Raw genomic sequence first — 16278 nt, forward strand, 5'->3', positions numbered from 1 at the left:
TGCTCGGATTGAGCGATGAGAATCCTCGTTTTCGGAGGCGCCGGTTTCATCGGGCTCAACATCGCTGCAGCACTGCTGGCGCGCGGTCATGCGGTGACATTATTCGACCGCGCGGGTTTGCCGCCTGAGGCAAGGAAGGATTTTGCCCTTCACGGCGATCGGCTGACGGCGATCCAGAGCGATGTCACAGATAGTCAAGCCGTGGAAGCGGTAATCGCGTCGGGTTATGACGCCATTATTCTGGGAGCCGCGATCACCGCCGGACCGGCGCGTGAGGCGAGTGATCCCGAGACCATTTTACGGGTAAACCTGTTGGCTCAGACGCCGATCCTGATCGCGGCGCGAAGCAGCGGCGTTAGACGCATCATCAATCTGTCGTCTGCGGCAGCCTACGGCGCGAGCGCATTCCGGAACGTGCTGCTCGATGAAGAAACTCCCTGCGATCCGGCCTCACTCTACGCCATCACCAAATTCGCGTCCGAGAAGATTGCTGCACGCCTGGCCGGTCTGTGGCAACAGGAGATCATCAGCGTGCGGCTGAGCGCCCTGTTTGGGCCGTGGGAGCGGAGCAACGACGTGCGCGACACGCCGAGCCCGCAGGCGCAGATTCTGGCCGCGATGGAGGAGGGGTACGAGGCCGTACTATCGCGTCCGGGCGTCAGGGACTGGATCTATGCGGTGGATGTCGCAGAAGCCGTAACACTGCTGATCGAAGCCGCGAAGCCGAAGCATCAACTCTACAACATTTCAACCGGCGTGGAATGGTCGGCGCTGCAATGGGGGCAGGAACTGGCCGCGCTGCACCCTGGCTTCATTTGTCGGCTGACTGATGCCGGTGAGGTGGCAACGGTCGACCTGCATAGTCCAGCCGACCGGGCATCACTGTCGATCGCGCGCATGGCAGAGGAGTTCGGCTGGCGCGCGCGGTTCGGCTGCATGGATTCGGCTGCCGATCTGAGCCGTTGGTGGACCGAGCATCGAGGGGGAGACCTGACATGAGACTGGCAGGGCGGACGGCGATCGTGACCGGCGCCGGCTCCGGCATTGGCCGGGCCAGCGCGGTGCTGTTCGCGCGAGAAGGCGCCTTTGTTGCGCTGGTCGATCGTGACCGCGCGGGTTTGCAGGAGACACTGGCGGCGATCATCGGCGAGAAGGGCGAAGCATCGCTGCATGTCGGCGATGTCGGCGACGCCGATTTCGCGAAAGATTCCGTGGGCGATGTCATGGCGCGGCGCGGCAGGCTCGATGTGCTGATGGCTGCCGCGGGCTTTTCCTGCGGGGGCACGGTGCTGACCACCGATCCCGCCGATTGGGATGCGGTGTTCCGCACCAATGTCGGCGGCACCTGGCTCTGGTCGCGCGCGGCGGTGCCGCTGATGCAGCGGCAGGGCAGCGGCTCGATCATCACGCTGGCATCGCAACTCGCGGTCGCCGGCGGCAAGGGCAACAGCGCCTATATCGCTGCGAAGGGAGCCATCATCAGCCTGACCCGGACGATGGCGCTCGATTTCGCCACAGATGGAATTCGCGTCAATGCGATTGCGCCGGGCGCCATCGACACCCCGATGCTGCGGCGCAGTTTTGCGCGTCACGCCGACCCCGAGCCGGTGCGTGAAGCGTCGCGCAACCGTCATGCTATGAAGCGATTTGGCAGGGCGGAAGAGGTAGCCGAGGCCGCGCTCCATCTTGCCAGCGATGCATCTTCCTTTACGACTGGCACCGTAATGGTGGTCGATGGCGGCTGGCTGGCGGCATGAGCAACGCCCTTATCGCTCTCGAGGCTCAGGTTCGCGCCGACCTTGCCAAGACCGCGCATCCGAATGCTGCGTGGCTTACGCCAAAACTCGGACCGGACGGCAGACCGGCACTGGACGTGCTCGTGGTGGGCGCCGGGCAATCGGGGCTTGCGACGGCGTTTGGGTTGATGCGCTCGCAAGTGAGCAACATCCTCGTGCTCGACAAATCCGAGAAAGGAAGGGAGGGACCGTGGCTCACTTATGCCCGCATGCACACGCTGCGCAGTCCGAAGCATTTCACCGGGCCCGATCTTGATATTCCCAGCCTGACCTACCAGTCCTGGCACGAGGCGTGCTTCGGCGAGGAGGACTGGCGGAATCTCGACCTGATTTCGCGCGAGCGTTGGGCGGAATACCTGCTCTGGTTCAGGCGCGTCCTGGACCTGCCGGTGCGCAATGGTTGCGAGGTCATCGAGATTTCGCCTGCGGCCGGAGGATTGCTCGCGGCCAGGGTGCAGACCGCCGGCTGCGTCGACACCATCTTTGCGCGGAAGATCGTGCTGGCGACGGGGCAGGAAGGCATGGGCGATTGGATCGTTCCGGAGCCGCTGCGCCATCTGCCGTCGTCAATGTGCGTGCATGCGGCGCAACCGATCGATTTCGCATCCTTGTGCGGCAAACGGGTTGCGGTGATCGGTGCCGGTGCCTCGGCGTTCGACAATGCTGCGATCGCACTGGAAGCTGGTGCGGCAGAGGTGCATCTGTTTTGCCGCAGGGCGGAGATCCAGGTGATCCAGCCCTACCGCTGGCTCACTTTCCGCGGCTTCCTTCGCCATTTTTGCGATCTGGATGATGCCTGGCGCTGGCGGTTTATGCGCGCCGTCCTGGAGATGCGGGAAGGTTTTCCGCAGGCGACCTACAATCGCTGCGCCCGCCATCTCAATTTTCATCTACAACAGGGCGCTCCGATCGACGCCGCTAAGGAAATGGCTCATGGCGTCGAATTGCAGACGCCGCGGGGCGTGATCGCCGCCGACTTCGCGATTTGCTGCACGGGCATCGACATGAATTTTGCGGGCCGGCCCGAGTTGCGAAACTGTGCCGCCAACATCGCGACCTGGGCCGACCGCTATCAGCCGGCTCCGGACGAGCGTAGCCCACGGCTTGGGCGCTTTCCCTATCTCGCCGACGACTACGCGCTGATGGAGCGCGTCGCGGGTGAAACACCGTGGATTGCAGACATTCATGTCTTTGCGATCGCCTCCACCATGAGCTTCGGTGCTTCGGGCTCATCGATTAATGCTATGACCACGGCCGTGCCGAAGCTCGTGCATGGGTTGACACGCGGCCTGTTTCGCGCGGACATCGAGCGGCACTGGGCTTCATTCAAAGCGTATGACGTGCCGCAGGCCGTCGTCGAGCGGCGAATGCCGGTCGCGAGCGAGAAACAGTGAGCAATTTTCGACGGCGCTGGGGAGCGTTGGCTCATACCTACTATGCTTGTGCTTTCGGCGGGGCTGGTTGGCATATCCCTTGCTTTTAAGTTGATGTTCTCGTTCAGAAAACTTGGCAAAACAGGGAATAAGTCCGATGAGCGTTACAGGGTCCAGGCGTCTGCTTATGGTGTTTGCCTCTATCGCGTTGTCACTGGCGGCTGGATCGGTGCAGGCGCAAACGCGCTCCGAAACGTTGCGCTACGTGACCGGAGCATCGGTCAACACGCTCGATCCGAATATTCCGGGATCGACCCGCGAAGCCTTCGCGGTGAGTCTGAGCACCTACGATCGGCTGGTTTCCTTCGGCCGCAAACAACTCAACGGCAAATGGGTGTTCGATCTCGGCAAGATCACGGGGGAGCTGGCGGAGTCCTACGAAGTCAGCCCGGACGGGTTGAAGATGACATTTCGCCTGCGCAAGGACGCCAAGTTTCAGGACGGCACGCCGGTCACGGCGGAAGACGTCAAATGGTCGCTTGACCGGGTCGTCACGGCGCCGGTTCTCGGCAAGGCACAGCTCCTCACGGGATCGATGACTTCGGCTGACCAATTCAAGGTGATCGATCCGCTGACGATCGAAGTGACGCTGCCGAAGCCAGACAAGCTTGCGCTGCCCAATCTCGCTACCGTCTATCCCATCATCTTCAACTCCAAGGTCGCCAAAGCCCATGCGACGGCAGACGATCCCTGGGCACTGGCATGGTTGAAGGAGAACACGGCGGGCAGCGGCGCCTACAAGATCGAGAGCTTCAAGCCGGGTGAACAGGTGATCATGGCGCGCAACGAGGCCTGGACTCGCGGTACACCTGACAAGTCGGCGTCCTTCAAACGCATCATCGTACAATCGGTGCCGGAGCCGGCGACACGCGCCAACCTGGTCGAGCGCGGCGATGCCGACCTCGTCATCGATTTGCAGGCGAGCGACGTCCAGTCGCTCGAGGCAAAGGGCAAGCTGAAGGTGATCTCGACGCCCCAATACAATGCCGTCACTTTCGTCTCGATGAACAACCAGATCCCGCCATTCGATAATGTCAACGTGCGTCGCGCCATCGCCTTTGCGTTGCCCTACGACGATATGTTCAAGGCGGCGCTGTTCGGTCGCGGGTCACCGCTGTTCGGCGCGACGTGGGCAGATGGCAAACCATCGAGCGGCGCCTATCCGATCCCGCAGCCGGTGAAGCTCGACCTCGAGAAGGCCAAGGAATACCTGAAGGCGGCGGGCATGTCTGACGGCTTCTCGACCACGTTCAGCTTCAATGTCGGCCAGGCCTCGACCGCCGAACCGATGGCTGCACTGGTGAAGGAATCGCTGGCCAAGATCGGCATCAAGGTCGATATCCAGAAGCTGCCGGACGCCCAGATGTCGACGCAGATCAATGAGAAGAAGCTTCCGTTCTTCACCGAGGGCATCGTCGCCTGGCTGCCGTCGACCGACTATTTCTACCGCAACTTCTACACCGGCAATCAGCGCTGGAACTACTCATCGATCAACAATCCGGAACTGGTGGAAATCGCGCAGAAAGCCCGTTTCGAACCTGACGCGGCCAAGTATGAGGAGGACGGCGTAAAGCTCAACGCCATCCATTTTAACGAGATACCGCAGATACCGCTCTGGCAGCCCAGCCAGGACGCCGTGATGGCGTCCTCGGTCGAAGGCTACACCTACCAATTCCACCGCCAGGTCGACTATCGCGATCTCAATCGCAAGTAAGCGGTCGGCACGATGGCAGCCCTTGGAGCAACGGTGATACGGGCGGGCAGGCGCTTTCTGTCCTCGCTGCCGGCGCTCCTTGGCGTGCTCGTCTTCACCTTCCTCTTGATGCGGGTGCTGCCGGGCGATCCTGCGGTGTTCTTCGCTTCCGGGCCGAATGCCGGCAAGGAGGAGATCGAGGTCATCCGCAAGCAGATGGGCCTCAACAAGCCGGTGCCCGAGCAATTGATGTTGTATCTCTATGATGTCGGCAGCGGCAATCTCGGCAGATCGATGATGACCGGGCAGTTGGTCACCAAAGATCTCCGCGAGCGGCTGCCGGCCTCGCTCGAGCTCACCTTCACGGCACTGCTGATCGCACTGGTGTCGGCGGTGCCGCTCGGTGTACTGGCGGCCCTGAGACCGGGCTCCATCATCGATCACGGCGTGCGGTTTTTCTGCGCGCTCGGCGTCTGCGTGCCGACATTCGTTTCCGGCCTGTTGCTGATCTATATCTTTTATTACCTGCTCGGCCTGGCGCCCGATCCGACCGGCCGGATCGACATCTTTGCGTCGCTGCCGCCAAGGCGAACCGGCTTCCTGTTGATCGACTTCCTGCTCGCAGGCGATTTCGACGGATGGTGGGCGGCCTTCAGGCAACTGATCTTGCCGGCGCTGAGCATGGCGCTGTTCGTGGTGGCGCCGCTGGCGCGCATCACGCGGGCCTCGATGCTGGTCTCACTGGGCAGCGATTTCGTGCGCACTGCGCGTTCCGTGGGCCTTCCCTGGTGGCGGGTCGTCGTCACCTATGCGCTGCGCAACGCCATTCTGCCGGTCATCACCATCGCAGGCATCGTGTTCTCGACCATGCTCGGCGCCAATGTTCTGGTGGAGAAGGTGTTCTCTTGGCCGGGCGTTGCCTCCTACGCGCTCGATGCGTTGCTCTCTTCCGATTATGCGCCGGTGCAGGGCTTTGTACTGCTGATGGCCACCGTGTTTGTGATCGTCAATCTGCTGGTGGATATCCTTTATGGCATCGCCGATCCACGGGTGACAATCGGATGACCTCAGCGACGCTGCGCCATGCTGGCTGGATTCTGCGCGGCAACCCGCTCACCGCCATTGCCGCTGCCGGCGTCTTCCTGCTTGCGCTGATCGCGATCATCGGGCCATGGATCGTGCCAAATGATCCGATCGCCTCGAACGTGTCGCAAGCGCTGATGCCGCCGAGCGCGGCGCACATCGCCGGCACCGATCAGCTCGGCCGCGACGTGTTCAGCCGCCTTATCGTCGCGGCACGGCTCGATCTCGCTATCGCCGTCTCGGCGGTCGGAATCTCCTTTGCCATCGGCGCCGTCATCGGCGCGATCTGCGGCTACACCGGCGGTCGGCTCGATCGCGGCGTCGGGCGCTTCGTCGATGTCGTGATGGCCTTTCCGCTTTTCGTGCTGGCCATGGCGATGGTCGCCGCGCTCGGCAACCGCGTGGAGAACATCGTCATCGCGACCGCCATTATCAATCTGCCGTTCTACATCCGCTTTGCGCGGGCGGAGGTGAATGTCCGTCGCAATGTCGGCTGGGTCGAAGCGGCGCGCGCTTGCGGCGACAGCCATCTCTCGGTCGTGCTGCGTTTCCTGCTGCCGAACGTGCTGCCGGCCATGGCGGTGCAGATATCGCTCAATCTCGGCTGGGCGATCCTCAATGCTGCCGGACTTTCGTTTATCGGCCTCGGCGTCAAACCGCCGACGCCGGAATGGGGCATCATGGTTGCGGAGGGCGCGCGCTTCATTTCCACCGGCAAATGGTGGCTGGTCGCCTTTCCGGGCCTGGCGCTGATGTTGACGGTGCTGTGCTTCAACCTGCTCGGCGACGGGGTGCGCGATATTCTTGATCCCCGCATGCGAACATGACCCAGTCGCTGCTGGCATTAAGCGACCTGCACGTCACCTTCTCGACACGGCGTGGCCTTGTCGAGGCGGTGCGTGGCGTCACCCTGACGCTCGGCGAGGGCGAGATGCTCGGCCTCGTCGGCGAGAGCGGCTCGGGCAAGTCCGTCACCGGTTTTGCGATCACACGGCTGCTCGATACGGCCGGGCGGATCACGGCAGGCGACATCCGGTTTCGCGGGCAGGACATCACGCGGATATCGGCGGGCGATTTCCGCCATCTGCATGGCGCGGCCATGGCGATGATCTTCCAGAACCCGCGTGCAGCGCTCAATCCGATCCGTGCGGTCGGGGACCAGATCGCCGACGCGATTACAGCCCATAAGCGAATGCCGCGAGATCAAGCACGCGCGCAGGCGCTGGAGCTATTGCGCGCCGTGCAAATTCGCGATCCTGAAAAGCGGATGGCTGCGTATCCGCACGAGCTCTCCGGCGGCATGTGCCAGCGCGTGATGATCGCCATGGCGATTTCTTGCAACCCCGCGCTCCTGATCGCCGATGAGCCCACCACCGGCCTCGACGTCACGACGCAAAAGGTCGTGATGGACCTTCTGACCGGGATAGCGGCCGAGCGCGGCATGGCGACCATCCTGATCACCCATGATCTCGGTCTCGCCGCCCGTTACTGTCGCCGCGTCGTGGTGATGGAGCAGGGCCGCCTGGTCGAGGAGGCCGAGCCGACGACTCTCTTCCGCGCGCCACAGCACCCCTACACCAGGCGTCTAGTGGCGGCTTCGCCCACGGCTAGTTCACGGATCGCGGATCTGGTGCCGGAAGAGGAGCGGGGACGGCACGTTGCGATGCACGTCGCGTCCCGGCCGCAGCCCGCGCCGGGTACGCCGCCGCTGCTGGAGGTGCAGAAACTCGCAAAGCGATTCGATCAGGGCGCCGCGGCGGTAGCAGACTTTTCCATGACGATCAGCGCCGGCGAGAGCGTCGGTCTGGTCGGCGAATCCGGCTCCGGCAAGAGCACGACGTCGCGCATCATCTGCCGGCTGATCGATCCAAGCGAGGGGGAGATCGCGTTCGAGGGGCAGTCGATCGGCCACATCCCGGCCCGCGATTTTCACCGGTCACCGTTCCGCAAGGACATCCAGATCGTTTTTCAGGATCCGAACGATAGCCTCAATCCGCGGTTCACCGCCTTTGACTGCATCGCCCATCCGCTGCTGCGGCTTGGCGGTATGCGCGCAGGCGACGCCTTGCGGCGGCGGGTGGAAGAGTGCGCGCAGCGCGTGGGACTGGGGATCGAATTGCTGACGCGCTTTCCGCATCAGCTTTCGGGCGGTCAGAAGGCCCGTGTCGGCATCGCCCGCGCCATCGCCTGCCGGCCGCGCCTGTTGGTGCTGGATGAGCCGACGGCGGCGCTCGACGTCTCGGTGCAGGCGGTGGTACTGCAACTACTCGATCGGCTGCGGCGCGAGGATGACTTGGCCTTCCTTTTTGTCAGCCACGATCTCAACGTCGTGCGCATGATGTGCGATCGCACCATCGTTCTGCAGAACGGCCGCATTGTCGAACAGGGCGAGAGCCGGGCAATGTTCGACAATCCGAAAACCGCCTACACACGCGAGCTGGTCGAAGCCGTGCCGCATATCGAGCCGCAACTGGCTGCGTTCGCGACCTGATATCATTGGCGGGCGAGATAGCCGCAAGGGGCCGCTTTGGCTCGGTCAGTTGCAGTGCCGTCGAACTGCTTCAAATGGAATACAGCGCCTGCGTGTCGGGTGATTACGAATTATGCAGCTCAAGTTAAAAAGGCGGCAGATGGCATCGTGGTGCTCAATCGAATAGGGCAGTAACGCTGTCGCGATTGGAGTGCGCCGCGACGACGCGCTGCATCATCTCGACAAACGCGGCTTGCTCCCGTTCACTTAAATTATCGAGCGTGGCACGGTGCGCGGCCCGCGCCGAGGCCTCGATTTTTGCCAGAAGCGCCGTTCCCGCCGGGGTCAATTTACAGAGCCGCGCGCGGCGGTCCTCATCATCTACGGCTCTCTCGACGAAATTGCGGGCGGCCAGTCGCTTGAGCGCTCCGGTCGTCGTCGTCCTGTCCAGTGCGATATCGGCCGCCAATGTGGTCTGATCGGCGGCTTTTCGCACCGCAAGCGCAGAAAGCAGGCTGTATTGCAGCGGCGTCACCTCGAATTCTCCGCACGCTTCCTGAAATAACGCGACGTGAATTTGATGCAGCCGCCGGATCAGAAAGCCCGGTCGTTCTGACAGCGGCCACGGGCGATGTCTGGTCTCGCCATGGCGCCTTTTTGCCTTCCGCAACGCACTCTCCCAGCCTCGGAACATCGATGCGAGTAGCTCGATTCGATGGGTTTCGCCGCGCGAAGATCATGGCATGAAGTTTGCTTTTGTAAAATACGAAGTATGCTTCGTATTTCGGCAAGACGGAATAACGCCGCCAGCGAAGGCAGAGGAGATTGTTCATGTCTATCAGCGCCAGCTTCGACCAGCTTCTGCGCGGCGGGCGCGTGATCTGCCCGGCTTCGGGCATCGACGGGATCAGGGACGTTGCTATTCGCAACGGCAAGATCGCGGCGGTGCAGAGCGACGTCTTGCCGACCAGCGCCAGAGAGGTGATCGACGTGACCGGCAAGCTGGTATTGCCGGGCCTCATCGATACCCACGCGCATGTCTATCAATATGTCACCGGCCGCTTCGGCATGAATGCCGACATGGTGGGCGTGCAGTCCGGCGTGACGACGTTGGTCGATCAGGGCGGTCCGTCCTGCATGACGCTGCCCGGCTTCCGGCACTTCGTTGCGGAGCCTGCGAAGTCGCGCGTTTATGCGTTCCTGTCGGCTTACCTGGTCGGTGGGCTAGAGGGCCATTACTATCCGCAACTCTATAGTCCTGAAGGTGTCGATATCGCTGCGACGGTGAAGGCGGCAGCGTCCAACCTCGACATTATCAGAGGCATCAAGGCGCATGCCGAGATCGGCGGTTTCGCGCGCTGGGGCATTCGCGTCATCGAAATGGCGGCCGAGATCGGACGCCGCGCCGATCTGCCGGTCTATGTGCATTTCGGTCAGCTCTGGGGCCTGCCCGAGAGTGGCACCAACGGCGAAGATGTCGATACGATTCTGGCGCGTGTGATTCCCTTGCTGCGAGAAGGCGACGTGCTGGCGCATCCGTTCACGCGCCATCCCGGCGGGTTCGTCAACCGTGAGGGTGAAGTACATCCGGTGATTCAGGCCGCGCTCGATCGCGGCCTGAAGGTCGACGTCGGGCACGGCAGCCATTTCTCCTATCGTCTCGCGAAGAAGGCGCTCGCCGCCGGCATTATTCCCACCACGCTCGGCGCAGACATTCACGGTTACAACACCCACGTGCCTGCGCCGGCCGGCACCCCGGACCAGCACGAGGACGACGAAAATCATCCCTTCGCCGGCCAGGCCAAGTTCAGCCTGGTCCAGGCGATGAGCTCGATGATGGCGCTCGGCCTCGCGCTTGAGCAGGTCGTGCCGATGGTCACATCCAACCCAGCCAGGATGCTCGGCCGTGCTGACGAAATCGGCGCCCTCAAGATTGGAAGGGACGCCGACGTCTCGGTGATCGGAGAGCGAAAGGGGCGATTCGTCCTGCGCGACAATGAGAACAATGAAGTCATCGCCGAGCGTCTGCTGCAGCCTGAGTTCTGTCTGCGCGCCGGTGCGCGATACGACGCGGTGGCGCCAATTCTGCCGCAGGCCGTTGCGGCATAGCGAGGTCAGCGACAGTTCGATCGGGGAGAACGTCACCGTGCGCAATGAGCGCGAGTTTCCTTCCGCAGGCGGAGCGGGCGCCGGACAAGGCGTCGGCGCGCGCCTGCTGCGGAAGGAGGACGATCGGCTGATGCGCGGCCGCGGCCAGTTCGTGGCCGACATCCGCCTCGCCGGACTGCAGGACGTCGCTTTTGTGCGCAGCCCGTTGGCGCATGCGCTGATCCGCGGCATCCATGTGCCGGAGCGTTATCGCGGCAGCGTCTTCACTGCGGCGGATCTCGCGGGCGTCAGTCCGATCCGCGCAGTTTCAGGGTTGCCGGGCTTCAAGATCTCCGAACAGCCGGTGCTCGCCACCGGCAAGGTGCGTCAGGTCGGTGAACTCGTCGCCATGTGCGTGGCGCCGACGCGAGCCGAAGCCGAGGACATTGCGGCGGCGGTGGCGCTCGATCTCGAAGAGCTTCCTGCGGTCCATGACATGCTGAGGGCGCGCGAGCCGGGTTCGGCGCTGGTACACGAGCATTGGGGCGACAACGTCTTTCTCGAAACCAATTTCGAGGTCGACATCTCCAGGGCATTCGATGCGCCGATTAAGCTGTCGCGTGAGATATCGACCGCGCGGCAGTGCATGTCGCCGCTCGAAGGGCGCGGTGTGGTCGCGACCTTCGATCACCGTCTCGACCAGCTCACGCTGTATTCCTCGGCCCAGATGCCGCACATCACGCGCAGCGGGCTTGCCGAGTGCCTCGGCATGGAGCAGGGCCGAATCCGTATCGTTTCGCCCGACGTCGGCGGCGGCTTTGGACACAAGGGCATCCTGCTGCCGGAAGAAGTCTGTCTTTCGTGGCTGACGATGCGTCGCGGCCATCCCGTGCGCTGGACCGAGGACCGCCGCGAGCATCTCACGGCGAGTTCCAATTGCCGCGAGCACCACTATAAGATCACCGTCTATGCCGATCGTGACGGGCGACTGCGGGGTATGGATTGCGAAGCGACCGTCGATTCCGGCGCTTACTCCTCCTATCCGTTCTCGGCGTGCCTCGAGGCGGCGCAGGTCGCCAGTATCCTGCCGGGACCTTATTTGATGCCGGCCTATCGCTGCCGGACGTTCTCGGTCGCCACCAACAAGTGTCCGATCCTGCCTTATCGCGGCGTAGCGCGCACTGGGGTCTGTTTTGCGCTGGAACTGATGCTCGATCTGGTCGCGGTGGAAACCGGGCTGGAGCCGGGCGAAGTGCGCCTGCGCAATCTGGTGCGACCGGAGCAGATGCCGTTCGACAATATCACCAACAAGCATTTCGACAGCGGCGATTATCCCGAAGCGATGCGACGCGCCCTGGCGTCCATCGACGTCGAAGGCGTGCGGGCACGTCAGCGCAAGGGGGAGGTCGACGGGCGCCGGATCGGCGTCGGCCTCTCGATCTATTGCGAACAGGCCGCTCACGGGACCTCGGTCTATTCCGGCTGGGGCATTCCGATGGTGCCCGGCCACGAACAGGCCTCCGCGCGTCTGACACCGGACGGCGGTCTCGAGATCAGGGTCGGGGTGCATTCCCACGGTCAGGGTATGGAAACAACGCTGGCGCAGGTCGCGCACGAAATGCTGGGCGTCGACGTCGCCAAGGTCCGCATCATCCTCGGTGATACGGCGATGACGCCGTACTCCACGGGCACGTGGGGCTCGCGCTCGATGGTGATGGCGGGCGGCGCGGTCGCAACCGCCTGCCGCGAGTTGGGCGAGCGCGCCAGACGCATCGGCGCCAAGCTGTTGCAGCACGATCCGGCCGCAGTGGTGCTGCAGAACGGCGAGGTTCGCGGCGTCAACGGCAGCGTCACCTTGAAGGAAATCGCCCATACCTGGTATCGCCGGCCGCAGGATCTGCCTGCGGACGTAGATCCCGGCGGACTGGAGATCACGGCAGGCTACAAGCCGCAGCGCGACACCGGGACCTTCAGCTATGCCGCGCATGCCGTGGTCGTCGCCGTCGATCCGGACCTCGGAGAGGTCGAGATTCTTGATTATGTCATCGTCGAAGACGGCGGCGTTCTCGTCAATCCGATGGTCGTGGACGGCCAGATCTATGGCGGTCTGGCGCAGGGTATCGGCACCGCGCTGTACGAGGAGATGCCGTTCGACGCAGCCGGTCAGCCGCTGGCGACGACGCTTGCCGACTATCTGTTACCTGGTCCCACCGAAGTGCCGGCGCCGCGTCTCGATCACATGGAGACGCCATCGCCCTATACGCAGTTCGGCGTGAAGGGAATCGGCGAGGGCGGCGCCATCGCTCCGCCGGCCGCGATCGCCAACGCCGTCAACGACGCGTTGCGGCCGCTCGGCGTGGAGTTGATGCAGTCGCCGATTACGCCATATCGCGTCGTCAACGCGGTTCTGGCCGCGCGCGATGCAGAAAGGCCGGCGGCATGAAACCGGCGACTTTCGGCTACGAACGTCCACGCGACTTGCAGGCGGTATTTGCCCTGCTCGGCGAGGCCAAAGCTTCCGCCAAGATCATTGCCGGCGGCCAGTCGCTTGGTCCCATGCTCAATCTGCGGCTGGTGGAACCGCAGTTGATCGTCGACATCACCGGTCTTGCCGAGCTCAAGCAGGTTGAGCGTCGCGGCGACGAACTCGTGCTCGGGGCCTGTGTCACCCATGCCGACATCGAGGATGGACGCATTCCGGACGTCACGCGCGGCGCCATGCAGCGCGTCGCCGGCAACATCGCCTACCGCGCGGTTCGAAATCGCGGCACGGTTGGCGGATCGCTCAGCCACGCCGATCCCGCGGCAGACTGGGTATCCGCGCTGTCGGCACTGGGTGCGAAATTGACGCTGCGAAGCTGCGCGGGCGCGCGGATGGTGGCGATGGAGAGCTTCATCGTCGGTGCGCTCGAATCGGCGCTGCGCGATGGCGAGATCGTCGAAACCATTCATGTCCCGGCGATGCCGGCGTCTGCGCACTGGGGCTACGCCAAGAGTTGCCGCAAGACAGGCGAATTCGCGCATGCGATCGGCGCAATCCTGATCGATCCGGGCGCTGCATGCGCCCGCGTCGTGATCGGTGCGATCGATTCCGCGCCGATCGTCATCACCAACGCTGCGGAGCTGTTCGGTGGACGCATTACTGGCAACTACAAGGATCGCTTCGATGCGCGTGTAGCTGATGTCCTGCTGGCGAAGGCGGGTGTCTCGAATCCGACGCGTCGCCATATTCATGTGAACGTGCTCAAGCGCGCGGTCCGCGAGGCCGCCGCATGAACATGATCGCACTTACCGTGAACCAGCGCGCGGTGCAGGCTCTCGCGGAGCCGCGCACCAACCTCGCAGACTTCGTTCGCGAGAAGCTGGATCTGACCGGTACCCATCTCGGCTGCGAACACGGCGTCTGCGGTGCGTGCACGGTGCTGCTCGACGGCGTCCCCGCGCGCTCGTGCATCACCTATGCGGTGGCCTGCGAAGGGGCTGAGGTCACTACGATTGAAGGACTCGACGACGACAGCGTTACGACGGAACTTCGCGCGGCCTTCACCCGCGAGCATGCGTTGCAATGCGGCTATTGCACGCCGGGAATGCTGGTCTCGGCGCGTGATCTGGTGCTGCGCCTGCCGCAAGCCGACGAGCGCCTGATCCGCGTCGGATTGAGCGGCAATCTGTGCCGGTGCACCGGCTATGTCGGCATCGTGCGGGCGGTCCAGTCCGTCATTGAAGCGCGGCGCGCCCGCAATATCGCGCCCCAACCGGACGGAGGACGGAAGATCCTAGGCCCCGTCGGCTCAGGCCGAAGCGCGCACGACGATACCTATCGCGTCGAACGCATCCGTCCCGCAGCAAGCGAGCAAACGCCGCCTGAAACGGCCAGTTCGGTTCCTGCGATTCCGGATTTCATCCCCGCCACCGTTCTGAAGCAGCAGTTCAGCGTCGCACACCCGCCTGAGCAGGTCTTTGCAACGTTCGATGACATCGGTGCTGTCGCGGCCTGCCTTCCCGGCGCGTCGCTGACGGCGCCGCCGAAGCCGGAGCGCGTCGAAGGTGCGATCCGGGTCAGGATCGGCCCGATCGTCGCGACATTCCAGGGGGTCGCACGCGTCGAGCGAAACCCCGCCGAGATGTCCGGCCGAATCGTCGGCATCGGCAACGACCGGCGCAGCCGGTCTTCGACGCAGGGCGAAATTCGCTATCGGCTGGTGCCGATCGAGCAGGGGACGCGCGTCGATCTTTCCATCGGATACACGCTCACGGGCATGCTGGCCCAGGTCGGAAGGCCGGGGCTGGTGCGCGATCTCGCGGCGCGTTTGATCGCGGAATTTGCCGGAAATCTCGACCGCCGCCTCTCGGGTACGTCATCGGACGACGCCACGCCCGCCGCGTTGAACGGAATGGCGCTGATATTCAGTCTTTTGCGCGCGCGGGTAGCGCGTTGGGTTGGTCGTTTCTCGTCCAGCAAGGACGGAACGACGTGATGGACCGAATTTCCGTCGGATTGCGGAAACGACGAGGTTTGAACTGCGGATAGATGAACAGCGTGAGATTGGAGAACCAAATGACACGGACTTTCAGAATTTTTCCGACGATTGCGCTGGCGGTCGCCTTGCTGGGTGGTGCCGCCGAGGCTCAGACCATCAAGATCGGCGTGAACGAGCCGCTTACGGGTGCGTTCGCCGCGTCCGGTACCTACGTCGTCAACGGTGCCAAGATCGCCGCCGATGAGATCAACGCAAAGGGCGGCATTCTCGGCAAGAAGCTCGAGCTCGTCATCGAGGACAACAAGAGCAATCCCACGGAAGCAGCTGCCGTCGCCGAAAAGCTGATCACGAGCGACAAGGTGCCGGTGCTGATGGGGGCGTGGGGTTCGAGCCTGACGCTTGCCGTGATGCCCAAGCTGATGGAATACGAAACCCCGATGGTGGTCGAGACCTCCTCGTCGGGCAAGATCACCACGACCGGAAATCCCTACATCTTCCGCATCTCGCCACCGTCGGCGATTGAGGCCGCTGCATTCAAAGGGATCGTCGACAAGCTCGAACTGAAGAAGGTCGATTTCCTTGTCATCAACAACGACTGGGGTCGCGGCACCGCCGAAGACTTCAGCAAGATGATGAAGGAGAAGGGCATCGCGGTCGGTACCGTCGAGACCATGGATCAGGGCGCCCAGGATATGAGCGCGCAGCTTTCCAAGCTGAAGAGCACCGATTCCGAGACCATCATCGTGACCACGGCGGTGGACCAGCTCACGCTGATCTTCAAGCAGGCCGCCGCACTCGGCCTCAAGAAGCGCATCATCACCACCGGGGGCTCACAGAATCCGGATCAGATCATCGCGCAGGCGGGTGCTGCGGCCAACGGCACCATGCATCTGACGACCTTCCTGCCCTGGTTCCCCGAGAAGACGCCGAATCCGGAAGCGACCAGCTACTTCATCGCCGAATGGAAGAAGCGCGGTTACGACTTCGCGGGCTGCACCGAAAGCTTCCGCGGCTATGACGGCATCCGCACCGCGGCGGCGGCAATCGAGAAGGCGGGCAAGGCGGAGCCTGCGGCGATCAAGGCGGCATTGTGGGACATCAAGGTGAAGGGCCTGAACGGCGATATCGTGTTCCGCAAGTCCGGTCCCGAAGGCAAGGAAAGCGGCCAGAGCCAGCCCAACGTCTATCTGATCGAAATCACCGACGGCAAGATCGGCATGAAGACGCTCTGACG

The 16278-nt window shown here is 63.3% G+C and carries 13 protein-coding genes; 12 read left to right on the forward strand and 1 reads right to left on the reverse strand.

From position 1 onward, the window contains the following. Positions 1–15: 15 nt before the first annotated feature. The 7 genes from IVA95_RS35300 to IVA95_RS35330 all read left to right on the forward strand — a co-directional run bounded on the left by IVA95_RS35300 (position 16) and on the right by IVA95_RS35330 (position 8496). Positions 16–999: an NAD(P)-dependent oxidoreductase gene (locus tag IVA95_RS35300; protein WP_247514705.1), complete on the forward strand. Its 984-nt coding sequence runs from the start codon at positions 16–18 to the stop codon at positions 997–999. Continuing rightward, a complete protein-coding gene (locus IVA95_RS35305) occupies positions 996–1757 on the forward strand; it encodes an SDR family oxidoreductase (RefSeq protein WP_247514706.1) in 762 nt (253 codons plus the stop codon). Before IVA95_RS35300 ends, IVA95_RS35305 begins: the two co-directional genes overlap by 4 nt. Continuing rightward, entirely contained in the window at positions 1754–3190 is a 1437-nt protein-coding gene (locus IVA95_RS35310) for an NAD(P)/FAD-dependent oxidoreductase (RefSeq protein ID WP_247514707.1), read from the forward strand. The genes IVA95_RS35305 and IVA95_RS35310 overlap by 4 nt, the downstream gene beginning before the upstream one ends. A 166-nt stretch (positions 3191–3356) precedes the next feature. Beyond that, complete coding sequence (locus IVA95_RS35315; RefSeq protein WP_247514738.1) at positions 3357–4943, forward strand: ABC transporter substrate-binding protein; 1587 nt, start codon at positions 3357–3359, stop codon at positions 4941–4943. Between the two features lie 12 nt (positions 4944–4955). After that, positions 4956–5987, forward strand: coding sequence for an ABC transporter permease (locus IVA95_RS35320; RefSeq protein WP_247514708.1), 1032 nt, complete (start codon positions 4956–4958; stop codon positions 5985–5987). Then, the gene (locus IVA95_RS35325) at positions 5984–6832 is read left to right on the forward strand and encodes an ABC transporter permease (RefSeq protein ID WP_247514709.1); all 849 of its coding nucleotides are present in this window, start codon (positions 5984–5986) and stop codon (positions 6830–6832) included. The genes IVA95_RS35320 and IVA95_RS35325 overlap by 4 nt, the downstream gene beginning before the upstream one ends. Further along, entirely contained in the window at positions 6829–8496 is a 1668-nt protein-coding gene (locus IVA95_RS35330) for an ABC transporter ATP-binding protein (RefSeq protein ID WP_247514710.1), read from the forward strand. The genes IVA95_RS35325 and IVA95_RS35330 overlap by 4 nt, the downstream gene beginning before the upstream one ends. A 154-nt stretch (positions 8497–8650) precedes the next feature. On the opposite strand, the gene IVA95_RS35335 is transcribed toward IVA95_RS35330, so the two are convergent. Continuing rightward, a complete protein-coding gene (locus IVA95_RS35335) occupies positions 8651–9010 on the reverse strand; it encodes a MarR family transcriptional regulator (RefSeq protein ID WP_247514711.1) in 360 nt (119 codons plus the stop codon). A 296-nt stretch (positions 9011–9306) separates the two neighbouring features. Between IVA95_RS35335 and IVA95_RS35340 the strand changes: the two genes are divergently transcribed. The 5 genes from IVA95_RS35340 to IVA95_RS35360 all read left to right on the forward strand — a co-directional run bounded on the left by IVA95_RS35340 (position 9307) and on the right by IVA95_RS35360 (position 16276). Continuing rightward, positions 9307–10584 carry an amidohydrolase/deacetylase family metallohydrolase gene (locus IVA95_RS35340; RefSeq protein ID WP_247514712.1) on the forward strand — a complete coding sequence of 426 codons (1278 nt, stop codon included), beginning with the start codon at positions 9307–9309 and terminating at the stop codon, positions 10582–10584. A 130-nt stretch (positions 10585–10714) separates the two neighbouring features. Then, entirely contained in the window at positions 10715–13006 is a 2292-nt protein-coding gene (locus IVA95_RS35345) for a xanthine dehydrogenase family protein molybdopterin-binding subunit (protein WP_247514739.1), read from the forward strand. Further along, positions 13003–13839 carry an FAD binding domain-containing protein gene (locus IVA95_RS35350; RefSeq protein WP_247514713.1) on the forward strand — a complete coding sequence of 279 codons (837 nt, stop codon included), beginning with the start codon at positions 13003–13005 and terminating at the stop codon, positions 13837–13839. The genes IVA95_RS35345 and IVA95_RS35350 overlap by 4 nt, the downstream gene beginning before the upstream one ends. Then, positions 13836–15041 carry a 2Fe-2S iron-sulfur cluster-binding protein gene (locus IVA95_RS35355; RefSeq protein ID WP_247514714.1) on the forward strand — a complete coding sequence of 402 codons (1206 nt, stop codon included), beginning with the start codon at positions 13836–13838 and terminating at the stop codon, positions 15039–15041. Before IVA95_RS35350 ends, IVA95_RS35355 begins: the two co-directional genes overlap by 4 nt. Before the next feature lie 80 nt (positions 15042–15121). After that, positions 15122–16276, forward strand: coding sequence for an ABC transporter substrate-binding protein (locus IVA95_RS35360; RefSeq protein ID WP_247514715.1), 1155 nt, complete (start codon positions 15122–15124; stop codon positions 16274–16276). Positions 16277–16278: the final 2 nt, after the last annotated feature.

Origin of the sequence: Bradyrhizobium sp. 157 (assembly GCF_023073815.1) — a bacterium.
Taxonomy (GTDB): Bacteria; Pseudomonadota; Alphaproteobacteria; order Rhizobiales; family Xanthobacteraceae; genus Bradyrhizobium.

Coding starts and splice junctions, on each gene's coding strand:
- IVA95_RS35330 (WP_247514710.1), top strand. CDS start 6,829: ATGACCCAGTCGCTGCTGGCATTAAGCGACCTGCACGTCACCTTCTCG.
- IVA95_RS35360 (WP_247514715.1), top strand. CDS start 15,122: ATGACACGGACTTTCAGAATTTTTCCGACGATTGCGCTGGCGGTCGCC.
- IVA95_RS35305 (WP_247514706.1), top strand. CDS start 996: ATGAGACTGGCAGGGCGGACGGCGATCGTGACCGGCGCCGGCTCCGGC.
- IVA95_RS35355 (WP_247514714.1), top strand. CDS start 13,836: ATGAACATGATCGCACTTACCGTGAACCAGCGCGCGGTGCAGGCTCTC.
- IVA95_RS35340 (WP_247514712.1), top strand. CDS start 9,307: ATGTCTATCAGCGCCAGCTTCGACCAGCTTCTGCGCGGCGGGCGCGTG.
- IVA95_RS35310 (WP_247514707.1), top strand. CDS start 1,754: ATGAGCAACGCCCTTATCGCTCTCGAGGCTCAGGTTCGCGCCGACCTT.
- IVA95_RS35320 (WP_247514708.1), top strand. CDS start 4,956: ATGGCAGCCCTTGGAGCAACGGTGATACGGGCGGGCAGGCGCTTTCTG.
- IVA95_RS35350 (WP_247514713.1), top strand. CDS start 13,003: ATGAAACCGGCGACTTTCGGCTACGAACGTCCACGCGACTTGCAGGCG.
- IVA95_RS35345 (WP_247514739.1), top strand. CDS start 10,715: ATGCGCGGCCGCGGCCAGTTCGTGGCCGACATCCGCCTCGCCGGACTG.
- IVA95_RS35315 (WP_247514738.1), top strand. CDS start 3,357: ATGGTGTTTGCCTCTATCGCGTTGTCACTGGCGGCTGGATCGGTGCAG.
- IVA95_RS35325 (WP_247514709.1), top strand. CDS start 5,984: ATGACCTCAGCGACGCTGCGCCATGCTGGCTGGATTCTGCGCGGCAAC.
- IVA95_RS35300 (WP_247514705.1), top strand. CDS start 16: ATGAGAATCCTCGTTTTCGGAGGCGCCGGTTTCATCGGGCTCAACATC.